Below are 14,960 nucleotides of genomic sequence, written 5' to 3'. Positions count from 1 at the left end.
CTTTTTTCACCTTCAGATTACAGCGGCCAGCTCCAGTCGGAAAAAGGCTGGGCAGAGCCGCTTGCCGGCCTTGCAAGCGGACTGTGCCGCGGATTGAATGCGCCAGCAAAACCATCGTCTACGAAAGCCGGCCATGAGCAACCGCCCCTTCTCCGTCATCGAAAACCAGTGGATCACCCTTGCGGACGGGACACGCCTTGCGGCCCGCATCTGGCTGCCCGATGATGCCGAGCTGAACCCGGTCCCGGCCGTGTTCGAATTCCTGCCCTACCGAAAGCGCGACGGAACGGCCCCGCGCGACGAGTCCACCTATCCGGTCTTCGCCGCCGCCGGCATTGCCGGCGTCCGCGTCGACATCCGCGGATCGGGCGAGAGCGAGGGCGTGATCGACGGGGAATACACCCCGCTCGAGCTCGCCAATGCCTGCGAACTCATCGCCTGGATCGCTGCCCGGCCCTGGTGCAACGGCTCGGTCGGCATGATGGGCATCTCATGGGGCGGCTTCAACTGTCTGCAGGTTGCCGCGATGAAGCCGCCGGCGCTGAAGGCCGTCATCTCGATTGCCTCCACGGTCGACCGCTACAACGACGACATCCATTACAAGAACGGCTGCCACCTCTCGGCCCAGCTTTCCTGGGCGGCGACCATGCTCGCCTACCAGTCACGCTCGCCGGACCCGGCACTGGTGGGCGACAAATGGCGCGACATGTGGATGACGCGCCTGCGGGACGAGCCCTTCTTCCTCGAGGAATGGCTGCAGCACCAGCGACGCGACGAATTCTGGCAGCATGGATCGGTCTGCGAAGCCTTCGACAACATCGAAATTCCGGCGCTCGTCATCGCCGGCTGGGCGGATGGCTATCGCAACACTCCGATCAAGGCGATCGAAGGCATGGGTTCCAAGGCGAAGGCGCTCATCGGCCCCTGGGTGCACAAGTACCCGCATTTTGCCTTCCCGAAGCCGCGCGCGGATTTCCACGGCGAGGCAATCGCCTGGTGGAACCGCTGGCTGCGCGACGAACAGACGGGCGTCGAACATTGGCCGCAGATGCGCGCCTACATTCTCGACGCGCCCCGCCCGGCGGTGCGTCGCGATGCGGATCCGGGCTTCTGGGTGTCGAAGGACAGCTGGTCGAAGCCCGAACAGCAGCTGCTCCACATCGATGCGGACGGGAGGCTGGCCGAGGGCCCTGCGCTGGCCAATGCGGTGCGCCCGGCCTATCTTCGATCCCCGCTCGACACCGGCATCATGGCCGGGGAATATTTCACGCTGAAGCCGGATGCGGAAATGGCGGGCGACCAGCGCATCGATGACGCCGGTTCGCTGGTGTTCGAAACGCCCGTTCTCGAAGAGGACAGGGATTATCTCGGCGAGCCCGTGCTCACCTTCCGTGTCTCGACCAAGGGGGCCTTTGCAAATCTCGCCGCGCGGCTGGTCGACATTCATCCCGACGGGACCGCAACCCGCGTGAGCTTCGGCGTGCTCAACCTCGCCCATCGCAATTCCTATGCGAAGCCGGAAGCAATGCCGCAGGGGGAATTCGTGGAGGTGCGCATGGTGCTGGATGCCTGCGGCTACCGCTTCCGCCGCGGCCACAGGATCCGCCTTTCGCTCTCGACGGCCTACTGGCCGCTCATCCTGCCGCCGCCCTCCGATCCCGGCGTGACCTTCGATCAGGGCTCGCTGACGGTCGGACTGCCGCTTCTGGGAAGCCACCGGCGCATCTCGGTCAAGGAGCCTGAAAACCCGGATCCGCTGCCGAAATACATCAGCCGTTCGCCCTCGGCCACCCAGCGCGGCGTCTATCGCGACCTGACGCGCAACCGGGTGGAGTATCGCATTCTGGAGGATACCGGTCTCAACGAGCATCCAGCGACCGGGCTTGCCACGCGCGAATGCCGCAGGGAAACCTGGAGCATCGCCCCCGACGATCCGCTCTCCGTCTCCGGCAACTGCCACTGGACGACCGAGGCCAGACGCACGGACTGGTCGGTGCGCACCGAATGCCGCGCGTCCCTGAGGGCTACGGAAACGGACTGGCTGCTGTCAGCCCGCGTGACCGCCTTCGAGGACGATCGTCAGGTGTTCGAAAAATCCTGGGAAAAGAAGATCGCCCGCGACTTCATGTAGATGGTGCCCGGGTTGGCGGAGCGGCCTGCCCGCCCTGCGCGGCAAGGGCGAGAAGCGCCGCCATGGCTCGCTCCGCATCCTTTTCCGGCACGAAGATGTGGTCGTGATAAAAGCCTGCGACCACATTGGCGCTGATGCCTTCGCGGGTCAGCGCCGCTGAGAAGGCGGCCGTCAGGCCAATGGCTTCCAGCGAGGAATGGATGGTCAGCGTGATCTGGCGCATCGGTCCGGAACAGGCGAGGCCGGCATCCCGCGCCTCGCTCTGCGGGAGGATCAGGGTCAGCCCCTCCGCCTCGCGGAATTGCCCCACAACGGAGAGCCTTTGGGGAAGCAGGGCCTCTCGCTCTTCAGGAACGGTGGCAAAGACCAGAATCTCCTTCTGAAGAACAGGCTCCATCCCCTTCAAAAGACTCGAAAGATTGGATTCTCCCGTCATCTCCGCCTCCCCGCCGGCTGCCTTTCGGTCCGACTGTCCGTCCACCCGAAATCCGAATTTTTTCAAATGGTTTGCTTCGCCTTTACACCGTCTTTGCCAAGCGCATGAATCAAACTGTGAAGCGGAACCGTGCGGAACGATATCGCGCTTCAAAGCCCGGCGCCAATCGATTAAAACCGTTCCGTTCGAGGAGGAGCCACGATGTCAGACGCAATCACCGACACCCTGCCCTGGGCCCGGCGCCCGGTTCATCGCACCTGGCTGCTCAACGAGGCCGAGCGGCTCTTCACCTTTTTCGGACCGCGCACCATCAACCCCGCCGGCGGATTTCGCGAATGCGATGCGAAGGGTGCGGTGAAGGTCGACCCCTCTGCCGCGTGTGGCGTGCACATGAGCGCGCGCATGGTGCATTGCGCCGTCATCGGCGATCTCATGGGCCGCCCCGGGCTCGAGGACATGATCGATCACGGCATGCAGACCATCTGGAACAGGCACAGGGACCCGGATGCCGGCGGTTATCATTGGGCGATCCGCGACGATGGTCCCGCCGACACGACCAAGCAGGGCTACGGCCACGCCTTCGTCCTGCTTGCGGCATCCTCGGCCAGCCTTGTCGGGCATCCGCTTGCCTTCTCCATGCTGGCGGACGTGACCGAAATCCTCAACACCCGTTTCTGGGAAGACGGACACGGCGCGATTGCCGAGGAGTTCAGGACCGACTGGTCCCCCATCGGCCCCTATCGCGGCCAGAACTCCAACATGCATCTGACGGAAGCGCTGATGGCCGCCTATGAGGCGACCGGCGAGCGCGACTACCTCCACAAGGCGGAGCGCATCGCCGAGCTGATCATCCGCTGCCATGCCCAGGCCTGCGGCTATCGCCTTCCGGAACACTTCACCGAAGACTGGCAGCTCGACGAGGCCTATAGCGGACACGAGATGTTCCGCCCCTCCGGCACCACACCCGGCCACTCGCTGGAATGGGCACGGCTCATCCTGCAGCTCTGGGCGCTGACCGGCAAGGATCGCGACTGGATGACGGAAGCCGCACGCGCCCTGTTCTTCCAGGCCATGTCGCTCGGCTGGGACCGGGAGCATGGCGGCTTCTACTACACGCTGGACTGGGAGAACCGACCCTCCCGCACCGCCAAGCTCTGGTGGCCGCTCTGTGAAGGCGCAGGCGCCGCGGCCTTCCTCAACGCCCATTTCCCGAGCGACTTCCACGAACAGAGCTACCGCCGCATCTGGAACCGCATCGCCGCCTCCTTCATCGACCGCGAGAATGGCGGCTGGCATGAGCAGCTCAGCGAGGATCTCAAGCCGGAATACACGCTCTTCACCGGCAAGGCGGACATCTATCATGCCCTGCAGGCCTGCCTCATTCCGCTTTATCCTTCGGAAGGCAGCCTGACGAAGATGATCATCGAGGCAAACCGTCTCTGACGGGGCGGAGAACGCTGCCCGGTCACTGATCGGGCAGTTTCAGATCGATGGGGTCCTGCTTGAGGAAGATGGCGAGCGCCTCCACGACGAGCGCGTGGTCCTCGCGCTGGGGAAGGCCTGATACGGTGATTGCGCCGATGACGCCGGTATTGCGCACATGGATCGGGAAACTGCCGCCATGGGGCGCGAAATCGGCGGGCGAAAGCCCCCATTTCTGCTCCACCGTCACGCCCTGGCGCTGCAGCTGCAGCCCCACCGCGTAGCTGCTGCGCAGGAAGCGGAGAACGAGGTTGCGCTTGCGCCGCACCCAGTTGGCGTTGTCCGCCGTCGTGCCGGGCAAGGCGGCGTAGAAGGCGGGCATGGAATGCAGGGTGATGTCGATCACCACGCCCAGCCGACGGCTGGCCGCCATCTGATGGATCAGCGAGCCCACCTGCCAGGCGGTTTCGAGATTGAAGTGATCGAATTGCAGCGCCTGCTCCTGGCGCTGGATGCAATCGAGATCCTTGTCGATGGTCATGCCTGCCCTCCCTTGGTCCCGGCCAGAATGGCCGAGCGGGACGGCGAGGAAAAGGGCCGAAGCGTAATTTGCCGTGGAAAGTGACGGCAGGCGCCGATCCCCTCAGGTGCCGCAGAAGGTGCGGTAGTTCCCGAAGTCCGAGGGTGGAGGCGCGGCATAGGCTTCCCTGCCCGGCTGCTCCTCATAGGGATGCCTGAGCAGGTCCCGCAGGTCGTTGAACACGTCGAAGCTGCCTTCGGCAGCCGCTGCGAGCGCGGTTTCCACCTGATGGTTGCGCGGAATGTAGAGCGGGTTTGCCCGATCCATCCGCTCCGCACGCGCTGCAGCCGTGGCTTCTTCCCGCGAAAGGCGCGCCTCGTAACGGGGCAGCCAATCCCGCAAGCCGGTCGCATCGGCAAACAGGGCCTCGACCTCGGCAAAGCCGTGGCCCTCGCGCACCGCCCTGCCGAGCGCCCGGAACGTGAGCGTGAAATCGGCCGACCCCTGGTGCATGGCCCGGAGGAAATCGCGGATCAGAGCCGCATCCTCGTCCTCGGATGCCAGCAGGCCGAGCTTTGCCCGCATCGCCGCAAGCATGTGCTGCGAAAACTGCGGCGAGAAGGTCCGCAGCGCCGTCGTCGCAATCTCCACCGCGCGGTTTTCATCCGCATCGAGGATCGGCAGCAGCGCTTCGGCGAGCCGCGCGAGGTTCCATTCCGCAACCGCACCCTGATTGGCAAAGGCATAGCGGCTGCCGGTATCGATGGAGGAAAAGCGCGCGGCGGGATCGTAGGCATCGATGAAGGCGCAGGGACCGTAATCGATGGTTTCGCCCGAAATCGACATGTTGTCGGTGTTCATCACCCCGTGCACGAAGCCCACGCGCATCCACTCCGCGACAAGGGCCGCCTGCCGGGCGATCACCCCTTCGAACAGCGCAAGAGCCCGGTTTTCGGCATCGACCCTCTCGGGATAATGCCGCTCCAGGGCATGATCCACCAGCAGCCGGAGCGCTTCGTGATCCTGTCGGGCAGCGAAATACTGGAAGGTGCCGATGCGGATGTGGCTGGAGGCAACGCGCGCGAGGACCGCACCCTGCAGCACCGTCTCGCGGTAGACCGGATCGCCCGTGGTGGTGGCGGCGAGCGCCCGTGTCGTGGGAATGCCGAGTGCGTGCATGGCTTCCGAGACGAGGAATTCCCGCAGGACGGGACCGAGGGCGGCGCGCCCGTCCCCGCCCCTCGAAAACACCGTGCGGCCCGCCCCTTTCAGCTGGATGTCCAGCCGTCGTCCATCGGGCGTCACCACCTCGCCGAGAAGCACCGCCCGCCCGTCGCCGAGCTGCGGGGAAAAGCCGCCGAACTGATGGCCCGCATAGGCCGTCGCAATCGGCAGCGCGCCCTCCGGAAGACGATTGCCGGAAAAGATGGCGGCGAGGTCTTCGGCCGGCATGGTCTCGAGCGCGAGCCCCATCTCCCTGGCCAGCGCGGTGTTCAATGCCACCAGACGCGGCCCGGATGCGGGCGAAGGCTGGGTCTCCGCATAAAACCGCCGGGGCAGCCGCGCATAGGAATTGTCAAACCGAAACGCCTGATCTGCGACCCCTGCCATGACCTGCCCTTTCCTGCCCTGATTTCATTCACGCATATAGGCACGGCGCAGCAGCGGGGAAAGAGCCGGAGAAGCGCAGCCGTGTGAGAAAGACCGCCATTGCCCCTCCGATTGCCGCAGGTCGACGGGTTTGGAGCCCCCGGCGGGAGAAAACGGCGCGGAGCAACAACCTGAGAGTTGCATGAAAGAACTGGTGGGCCCGGAGGGACTCGAACCCCCAACCAAGCGGTTATGAGCCGCCGGCTCTAACCATTGAGCTACAGGCCCTCGGGCATATGCCCTCGCACGCCGCAATGGTCTCCGGCGGGCCGGTCCCGTCTAGCGGAATTTCCATCGAGCGGCAAGAGACTGCCGTAATCGCTTCACAATCTCGCGCAACAGTCGTGTCCAGTGGCGGGATGAACGTTTCGATACGCTTGCCCGCCCTTCCCCCAACCGGCCCGCTCTGGCCACGGCGATGATTGCCAATGCAGGCGGGCACCACATGAGGATCCGCCATGGGATTTCTGAACGCCCGTCCCCTCGCCCTGGCTCTTGCCGCCGGCGCCTGCCTTGCTGCATCCGCAGCGCTCGCCGACGACAATGCCCCCCGCGAGGCCACCATCACCGTTTCCGGCAATGGAGAGGCACGGGCAACGCCCGACATGGCAGTCGTGACGCTTTCGGTCACGAAGCAGGAGAAAACCGCGCGCGAGTCGCTCGACGCCAATAACAAGGCGATGACCGCCGTGCTCGAGGCGCTCAAGGCGGATGGTATCGAAAACCGGGACCTGCAGACCTCGGGCTTCACCATCCAGCCCGTCTATAACTACAGCCAGAACAGCGACGGAAGCCAGAAGCCCCCGGAACTCGTCGGCTACCAGACGACCAATTCCCTTACCGTCAGGCTGCGCGACATTTCCAAGGCCGGTGCGCTCATCGACAAGTCGGTCACCCTCGGGATCAATCAGGGCGGCGATATCCGCTTCGTCAACGAGAACACCGACGCGGTGATGAAGGAAGCCCGCGAGAAGGCGATGAAGGATGCAATCGCAAAGGCACGCGAACTGACCGCGGCTGCCGGGGTGGAGATCGGCCGTCTCGTCGACATTTCCGAATCCGTCTCCAATCCGATGCCCATGCCCATAGCCATGATGGCCGCCCCCAAGGAGGCCGCAGGCGACCGCATGGTGCCGATGGCCCCCGGCGAGAACGCCTATAACGTCACCGTCAACGTGACTTTCGCGATCAAGCAGTAAAAGCCGCAGGGCAACGCCGGGGCCACTCAGCCCCGGCAACCACCTGCCCCAGCGCACACGAAAAAGCCCGCGTCGCCGCGGGCTTTCTTTGTCTTGCGCTGTCGTCCGATCCTTAGCGGTCGACAATCGGGCAACCGCGGACATTCGCAAACACGATCCGCTCCCAACCATAGGGGCCACGGCCCTTCACCACCACGACGCGCGGGGTAACGCGGCTGATATGGGCCCGACGCAGGCCTTCGTAGCGGGCGATCTCCAGCGCCCGGTCCGGCCGGCAGCCACGACGGCCTTCGTAACGGTTGTTCCAGCGGTGATGGCGGTATTCGCGATTGTAACCGTCATCGCCGCCAAAGCGGAATTCGATACCGAAATCGTCCGCCTGCGCAGCTGCGGGGGCCAGTCCGGCAAGGGTCGCCCCTGCAATCAAGGTTGCAAGTCCCATACGGGCAAAAAGCTTTTTCATCGTTCTTCTCCGTCCTGGCGGGGCATCTGCCCCGGATTGGAATGTTTCCACCTTAGGTCAGCCCGACTGAACGGAACCGGAACCTGGTGTTCATCAAAGGTTAAGGAAACTGCCGCCTCCCCGTCGCTCGCTATAACGCGCGAAACCGCCTTTCGGTCCCATTCGCAGACGAAGCGGTCCATTTTTCGGAGAGAAGAAGGCATAGCGGAGGCGAAGCCTGCGGCAGGGCGCTACGGCCTACGTGAAAATTGGGGGCCCTGAACGCAAAACGCCACGGCGGGGCGCCGTGGCGTCAGTGAGAGCGGCAGACCGGAGCTGGATCAGCTGTCCAGGAAGCTCCGGAGCTTGCGCGAACGGCTCGGGTGCTTCAGCTTGCGCAGCGCCTTTGCCTCGATCTGGCGGATGCGCTCGCGGGTAACCGAGAACTGCTGGCCGACTTCTTCCAGCGTGTGGTCCGTGTTCATGCCGATGCCGAAGCGCATGCGCAGAACGCGCTCCTCGCGGGGGGTAAGCGAGGCAAGAACGCGGGTGGTCGTCTCGCGCAGGTTCGCCTGAATCGCGGCATCGATGGGCAGAAGCGCGTTCTTGTCCTCGATGAAATCGCCGAGATGGCTGTCTTCCTCGTCGCCCACGGGGGTTTCGAGCGAGATCGGCTCCTTGGCGATCTTCAGCACCTTGCGCACCTTTTCCAGCGGCATGGCAAGCTTTTCGGCCAGTTCCTCCGGGGTCGGCTCGCGGCCGATCTCGTGCAGCATCTGGCGCGAGGTGCGGACGATCTTGTTGATCGTCTCGATCATGTGCACGGGAATGCGGATCGTGCGGGCCTGGTCGGCGATCGAACGGGTGATCGCCTGCCGGATCCACCATGTCGCATAGGTGGAGAACTTGTAGCCGCGGCGATACTCGAACTTGTCCACCGCCTTCATCAGGCCGATGTTGCCTTCCTGGATCAGGTCGAGGAACTGCAGGCCGCGGTTCGTGTATTTCTTGGCGATCGAGATCACGAGACGGAGGTTGGCTTCCACCATCTCCTTCTTCGCGATGCGCGCCTCGCGCTCGCCCTTCTGCACCATGGAAACGATGCGGCGGAACTCGGCGATGGAAATGCCGGTTTCGGTCGCAAGGTTCTGGATCTCCTGGCGGATCTCGCGGATCGTGTTGTTTTCCGCCTTGGCGAATTCCTTCCAGCCCCGGGCGGCGAGGTTGGCAATGGACTTCATCCAGTTCGGGTCGAGCTCTGCGCCCTGATACTGCTCGAGGAAGCTCTCCCGCTTCACGCCATAGCTTTCGGCGAGGCGCAGCAGGCGGCCTTCGTTCTGCATCAGGCGCTTGGAGATGTCGTAGAGCTGCTCGACGAGGCTGTCGATGCGGTTCTGGTTGAGCGACAGCGACTTGACGGCCGTGATCAGCTGATCCTTGAGCTCCTTCAGGCGGCGCTCCTGCGTGGAGGACAGCGCGCCGGTGGCGGCGAGACGCGCCTCCACCTGCTGGTCCTGCAGCTTGCGCAGCTTCTTGTAGGTCTCGGCAATAAGGTCGAGGGTTTCCATGACCTGCGGACGAAGCTCCGCTTCCATCGCCGCCAGCGACAGGTTGGACTCGTCGTCGTCCTCTTCCTCTTCCTCCACCGGCAGGCCTTCGCCGCCGACATTGGTGATGTCGTCTTCGCCATTCGGCTGACGGCTGCGGCGTGCCTTTTCCTTCTCCTCGGCAGCCTTGCGGTCCGCCTCGATCTTCTCCGGGCTCTGGAACTGCGGGGCAGCCTTGGCCTCGGGACCGGAATAGGTGGTTTCGAGATCGATGATCTCGCGCAGCAGCGTCGTGCCTTCGTTCAGTTCGTCACGCCAGATGATCAGCGCCTGGAAGGTGAGCGGGCTTTCGCACAGGCCCGAGATCATCGTCTCGCGGCCGGCTTCGATGCGCTTGGCAATGGCGATTTCGCCCTCGCGCGACAGAAGCTCCACCGAGCCCATCTCGCGCAGGTACATGCGCACCGGATCGTCGGTACGGTCGGCGGGTTCCTTGCGCTTGGTGGTGGCGAGCGCCGAACCGGTCGAGGCAACGATTTCGCCACCGTCGCCATCGGCATCCGGTTCGTCGTCGACATCGTCGGCAACGGCGTTTTCGTCCACCTCGTCGTCCTCGACGACGTTGATGCCCATGTCGGACAGCATGGCCATGGTGTCTTCGATCTGCTCGGAGGTCACCTCTTCGGAAGGCAGAACCGAGTTCAGCTCGTCCATGGTCACATAGCCGCGCTTCTTCGCGGCCTTGATCATTTTCTTGACCGCGTCGTCGGAAAGGTCGAGAAGCGGTCCGTCCGTCGCGCCATCGCGTTCGACTTCAGCTTCTTCGTTTTCTTTGACTTTGGTTGCCATTTTCAGTCGCTTTCCCTGACGCCTTATTCCTCATTCGCGAAAGTCCCCGCCGGACTCGGCCACCCTGCCGGGCGCGCCGCCGCGAATCACCATCCACCACCTAAAAGGAGGACCTTTAATCGACGATTAACCACGAGCCCGGATCCAAGGTCCGGACAAAAATGCGAATCCGTTTCCCCGGTCATAATTCCTCGACGAGCCCGGCCAGTTCCACCAATTCTGCTTGTCATGGTGATTCCCAGAAATTTCGGCCCCGTCAAGCGATTCCGACGCTATTTTGCCGGATTCGAAAAAAATCCGGACGGAAGCCCGCAATTATCGGCTTTCGTGGCAGCCAGCCGGGCTTTTCCACGAGGCTTATTTAGGAACGGGAAAGGGAAAAACAAGGGGTGCCGTGCAAGCTTTGCCCGCCCCGTCCGCACCTCCGCTGGGCAGCGGCCCGGCCCTTCCGGATCCGCGGCACGCAGCGGTGAATGCAGGCGTTGCGGGCGGCCGGGTCAGCGGCTCCAATCCATCACCACCTTGCCGGAATTGCCGGAGCGCATCGCTTCGAAGCCATCGCGGAAGTCGTCGATGGAGATGCGGTGGGTGATCAGCGGCGAAAGGTCGATCCCGCTCTGCACGAAGGCGATCATCTTGTACCAGGTCTCGAACATCTCGCGGCCATAGATGCCCTTGAGGTGAAGCATCTTGAAGATCACCTTGTTCCAGTCGATGCCGAACCCCTCCGGCGCGATGCCGAGGATGGCGATCTTGCCGCCATTGTTCATGGTATCGATCATCGAGCGGAAGGCCGGCGGCGCGCCCGACATTTCGAGCCCCACATCGAAGCCTTCCTTCATGCCGATCTCGCGCATCACGTCCTCGAGCTTCTGCGAGGAGGCATCGACCACATGATCGATCCCGCACTTGCGGGCGAGTTCGAGCCGGACGGGATTGATGTCGGTGATGACGACCTTGCGGGCACCCGCCCGCTTCGCCACCATCGCCCCCATGATGCCGATCGGCCCGGCACCGGTGACCAGAACGTCCTCCCCCACGCAATCGAAGGAGAGCGCCGTGTGCACGGCATTGCCGAAGGGATCGAAGATCGCCGCGATCTCGTCCGGCACGTCTTCCGGGATCGGCACGACATTGTTTTCCGGAATGCAGACGAACTCGCCGAAGGAACCGGGGCGGTTGACGCCCACCCCTTGCGTGTTGCGGCAGAGATGGCCGCGGCCCGCCCGGCAGTTGCGGCACTTGCCGCAGACGATGTGGCCCTCGCCGGACACCCGCTCGCCCACATGAAACTTGGTGACCGCCGAGCCGATCTCGGCAATCTCGCCGACGAATTCGTGGCCCACCACCATCGGCACCGGAATGGTCTTCTGCGCCCACTGGTCCCAGTTCCAGATATGCACGTCCGTGCCGCAGATCGCCGATTTCTTCACCCGGATGAGCACATCGTTCGGCCCGACCTCGGGAACGGGCACATGCTCCATCCACAGCCCCACTTCGGGCCTTGCCTTCACCAGTGCACGCATCATGTTGGTCATGCGATTGATCCTTCTTGAAATTGCTACAGGGCGGGTCGTGCGTGCCGCCACCTTCTCCCCGCCGGGGAGAAGAAATGGTCCGAAACCGCCTGCCCCACGCCTCCTCTCCCCAGCGGGGAGAGGGTTCGAGAGGGGGTGAGGGGCCTCCGCACCCCGTTCAGATGACACCCAGCTCCCGGCCGACCTCGGCAAACACGGAAATCGCCTTCTCCACGTCGGCGCGGCTATGGGCGGCCGACATCTGGGTGCGGATGCGGGCCTGGCCGCGCGGCACCACGGGGAAGAAGAAGCCGACCACATAGACACCCTTTTCCAGCATCCGTGCGGCAAAGTCCTGCGCGAGCTTCGCATCGCCGAGCATGACGGGAATGATGGGATGCCCCTCGCCCGCCAGCGTGAAGCCGAGCTTCGTCATCTCGCTGCGGAACAGCTCGGCATTGGCCTGCAGCCGCTGGCGCAGCGCATCGCCGTTATCGATGATGTCGAAGACCTTGAGCGAGGCGGCAGCGATGACCGGCGCCAGCGTGTTGGAGAAGAGATAGGGGCGCGAGCGCTGGCGCAGCCAATCGATGACCTCCGCCCTGCCCGACGTATAGCCACCCGACGCTCCGCCGAGCGCCTTGCCGAGCGTGCCGGTGATGATGTCGACCCGTCCTTCCACGCCGCAATATTCGGCAGAGCCGCGCCCGTGCTTGCCGACGAAGCCAACCGCATGGCTGTCGTCCACCATGACCATCGCACCATACTTTTCCGCGAGATCGCACACGCCCTGAAGATTGGCGATGATGCCGTCCATGGAGAACACGCCATCGGTAGCAATCAGCTTGAAGCGGCTGCCTTCTGCCTTCTTCAGCTCTTCCTCGAGGGCCGCCATGTCATTGTTGGCGTAGCGGAAGCGCTTTGCCTTGGAGAGACGCACGCCGTCGATGATGGAGGCATGGTTGAGCGCATCGGAAATGATCGCATCCTCCTCGCCGAGCAGCGTCTCGAAGAGACCGCCATTCGCATCGAAGCAGGAGGAATAAAGGATGGTATCCTCGAGCCCCAGGAAGCGGGAGATCCGCGCCTCCAGTTGCTTGTGCTCCTCCTGCGTGCCGCAGATGAAGCGCACGGAGGCCATGCCGTAGCCGTAGCGGTCGAGGGCCTTCTTTGCGGCTTCGGCAATTTCGGCATTGTCGGCGAGGCCGAGATAATTGTTTGCGCAGAAGTTCAGCACATGCCGCCCGTCTGCCGTATCGATCGCGCCGGCCTGCTTGGAGGTGATCACGCGCTCGTTCTTGTAGAGGCCGTTTTCCTTCAAACCGGCCAGTTCGCTGCGCAAATGGTTCAAAAAGGCTTGCGTCATCTCAAAAAGCTCCGTTCACGCCGTCTCTTTCACCGGAATTCGCGTGGAATCCGCTGGGAATTGCCACGAACCCTAGCACGAATGCCCGCTACCGATACAAGCCGGCGCGGCGAAGCGCACGGCAAAAATGTCGCTTTCAGCAAGATTTTGTTACCAGCTGCGACGGTCCGTGATCACCCAGCTCTTACCCGTGGTTGAACTTGAGTATTTTCTGTATAAGAATTTTCACAACAAAAGGGAGGAGATCATGCTGCAGGGACTGATGATGGACAGGCCGCTTCTGGTAAGCGGCATCCTGGAACACGCCGCCCGTGCATACCCGCAGAGCACGGTCGTATCGGCCAATGCAGCGGGCGAACGGAGCCGCTGCAGCTTTGCCGAAATCCATAAGAGAGTGCATCGGCTCGCGCATGCACTGGTGAAGCTTGGCGTGAAACCCGGCGATCGGGTGGCCACGCTCGCCTTCAACAGCAACCGGCATCTCGAACTCTATTACGCAACGGCGGGGATCGGCGCCGTCTGCCACACCATCAATCCGCGGCTCTTTCCCGAGCAGATCAGCTGGATCGCAAACCACGCGGAAGACAGTCTCCTGTTTTTCGACACGGTTCTCACGCCGCAGGTCGCGGGCCTGGTCTCCTCGATGCCGAAGGGTATTCGCTATGTGGCCCTTGCCGATGGGCCGATGCCGGCGGAAGCACCGGCAGCCACGCTCGATTACGAGACGCTTCTCGCGGCAGAGGAAGACAGCGGGCTTTACGACTGGCCGGAGTTTTCCGAAAATACGGCCTGCGCGCTCTGCTACACATCCGGCACGACAGGCAATCCGAAGGGCGTGCTCTACAGCCACCGCTCGCAGATCCTGCATGCCTTTGCCGAGATAATGGCCTTCTTCAAGCTGTTCGGACAGGACAAATGCGTGCTGGCGGTGGTGCCTCTCTTCCATGTCAATGCCTGGGGCCTTCCCTATTCCTGCTTCCTCACCGGCACGTCCATGGTGCTGCCCGGGCCGAAACTGGACGGTGTTTCGGTCTTCAACCTGATGGACGAGGAAGGCGTTACGACCAATTTCGGTGTCCCGACAGTCTGGGGCATGATCATGGAAGAGGTGCGCAGAAAGGGCCGCAAGCCGCAGACGCTGGAATATGGACTGATTGGCGGAGCGGCGCTGACGGCACCGCTTCTGAAGGCGATGGAGGAATTCGGCATCCGCGCCGCCCATGGCTGGGGCATGACGGAGACGAGCCCGGTCTCGACAACCACGACCGCCGACATCATCAATGGCCCCGCCAACGCCAATCCGCGAAAGCTCCGCCAGGGCGTGCCTACCTGGACAACGGAGCTGAAACTCGTTGATGAAAACGGCCATCGCCTGCCGCATGATGGCGTGTCGCGCGGGGATCTGCTGATCCGCTGCCCGTTTGTGACCGCAGGATATTACAATGACCCCGTGGCCACCGCCGCCGCCTTCGACGAAGAAGGCTGGTTCCGCACCGGCGATGTCTCGGTGATCCATCCGACCGGCGAGATGGAAATCGTCGACCGCTCGAAAGACCTGATCAAATCCGGCGGCGAGTGGATTTCCTCGCTGGAACTGGAATCGGCAGCGCTTTCCTGCCCAGGCGTGGCGGGCGCGGCGGCGATTGCCGTCAATCACCCGAAATGGTCGGAACGTCCTTTGCTCTGCATCGTGCGCGAAGCGGGCTCCCCGGTGGATCAGGACACCATCCGCGCCCATATCGGCACACGCATGGCAAAATGGCAGGTGCCCGACGATGTCGTCTTCATCGAGGCCCTGCCGATGACTGCCACCGGCAAGATTTCGAAACTGACGTTGCGCGAGCGTTTCCGCGATTTCTATGCCGGCAGCGGCTAGGCGAA

11 protein-coding genes and 1 tRNA gene are annotated in these 14,960 nt (G+C 63.3%); 4 read left to right on the top strand and 8 right to left on the bottom strand.

What is annotated here, in order from left to right:
* Positions 1-133: 133 nt before the first annotated feature.
* Positions 134-2,131 (top strand): CocE/NonD family hydrolase, encoded by a 1,998-nt coding sequence (locus tag GGR23_RS03110; RefSeq protein ID WP_183364655.1) that lies wholly within the window; start codon positions 134-136, stop codon positions 2,129-2,131.
* Here the strand turns inward: GGR23_RS03110 and GGR23_RS03105 are convergent.
* A complete protein-coding gene (locus GGR23_RS03105) occupies positions 2,124-2,567 on the bottom strand; it encodes an ACT domain-containing protein (protein WP_183364654.1) in 444 nt (147 codons plus the stop codon). The two genes, GGR23_RS03110 and GGR23_RS03105, sit on opposite strands and share 8 nt — an antisense overlap.
* A gap of 201 nt (positions 2,568-2,768) precedes the next feature.
* Between GGR23_RS03105 and GGR23_RS03100 the strand changes: the two genes are divergently transcribed.
* Positions 2,769-4,010, top strand: coding sequence for an AGE family epimerase/isomerase (locus GGR23_RS03100; RefSeq protein WP_183364653.1), 1,242 nt, complete (start codon positions 2,769-2,771; stop codon positions 4,008-4,010).
* Positions 4,011-4,032: 22 nt separating this feature from the next.
* Here GGR23_RS03100 and GGR23_RS03095 read toward each other — a convergent pair whose 3' ends face one another.
* From GGR23_RS03095 to GGR23_RS03085, 3 genes are all read right to left on the bottom strand, one after another.
* Positions 4,033-4,530 (bottom strand): heme-degrading domain-containing protein, encoded by a 498-nt coding sequence (locus tag GGR23_RS03095; RefSeq protein ID WP_183364652.1) that lies wholly within the window; start codon positions 4,528-4,530, stop codon positions 4,033-4,035.
* Positions 4,531-4,632: 102 nt separating this feature from the next.
* Entirely contained in the window at positions 4,633-6,120 is a 1,488-nt protein-coding gene (locus tag GGR23_RS03090; protein WP_183364651.1) for a protein adenylyltransferase SelO, read from the bottom strand.
* A 191-nt stretch (positions 6,121-6,311) separates the two neighbouring features.
* A tRNA-Ile gene (locus tag GGR23_RS03085) sits at positions 6,312-6,387 on the bottom strand.
* A 230-nt stretch (positions 6,388-6,617) separates the two neighbouring features.
* Between GGR23_RS03085 and GGR23_RS03080 the strand changes: the two genes are divergently transcribed.
* The gene (locus GGR23_RS03080; protein WP_183364649.1) at positions 6,618-7,358 is read left to right on the top strand and encodes an SIMPL domain-containing protein; all 741 of its coding nucleotides are present in this window, start codon (positions 6,618-6,620) and stop codon (positions 7,356-7,358) included.
* A 112-nt stretch (positions 7,359-7,470) separates the two neighbouring features.
* Here GGR23_RS03080 and GGR23_RS03075 read toward each other — a convergent pair whose 3' ends face one another.
* The 4 genes from GGR23_RS03075 to GGR23_RS03060 all read right to left on the bottom strand — a co-directional run bounded on the left by GGR23_RS03075 (position 7,471) and on the right by GGR23_RS03060 (position 13,079).
* Complete coding sequence (locus GGR23_RS03075; protein ID WP_246364872.1) at positions 7,471-7,821, bottom strand: hypothetical protein; 351 nt, start codon at positions 7,819-7,821, stop codon at positions 7,471-7,473.
* Between the two features lie 320 nt (positions 7,822-8,141).
* Positions 8,142-10,196 (bottom strand): RNA polymerase sigma factor RpoD, encoded by a 2,055-nt coding sequence (gene rpoD, locus GGR23_RS03070; protein ID WP_183364647.1) that lies wholly within the window; start codon positions 10,194-10,196, stop codon positions 8,142-8,144.
* Between the two features lie 497 nt (positions 10,197-10,693).
* Positions 10,694-11,734, bottom strand: a complete 1,041-nt coding sequence (tdh, locus tag GGR23_RS03065; RefSeq protein WP_183364645.1) for an L-threonine 3-dehydrogenase — start codon at positions 11,732-11,734, stop codon at positions 10,694-10,696.
* A 157-nt stretch (positions 11,735-11,891) separates the two neighbouring features.
* On the bottom strand, positions 11,892-13,079 hold the full coding sequence (locus GGR23_RS03060; protein WP_183364643.1) for a glycine C-acetyltransferase: 1,188 nt from the start codon (positions 13,077-13,079) through the stop codon (positions 11,892-11,894).
* A gap of 247 nt (positions 13,080-13,326) precedes the next feature.
* On the opposite strand from GGR23_RS03060, the gene GGR23_RS03055 reads away from it, so the two are divergent.
* Entirely contained in the window at positions 13,327-14,955 is a 1,629-nt protein-coding gene (locus tag GGR23_RS03055; protein WP_210296820.1) for a long-chain fatty acid--CoA ligase, read from the top strand.
* Positions 14,956-14,960 lie beyond the last annotated feature (5 nt).

The sequence above is a fragment of the Gellertiella hungarica genome, assembly GCF_014197145.1.
In the GTDB taxonomy this organism is placed as follows: Bacteria; Pseudomonadota; Alphaproteobacteria; order Rhizobiales; family Rhizobiaceae; genus Gellertiella; species Gellertiella hungarica.
Note: the sequence above shows the minus strand (reverse complement) of the source record. Positions and strands in the feature narration are given on the sequence as shown.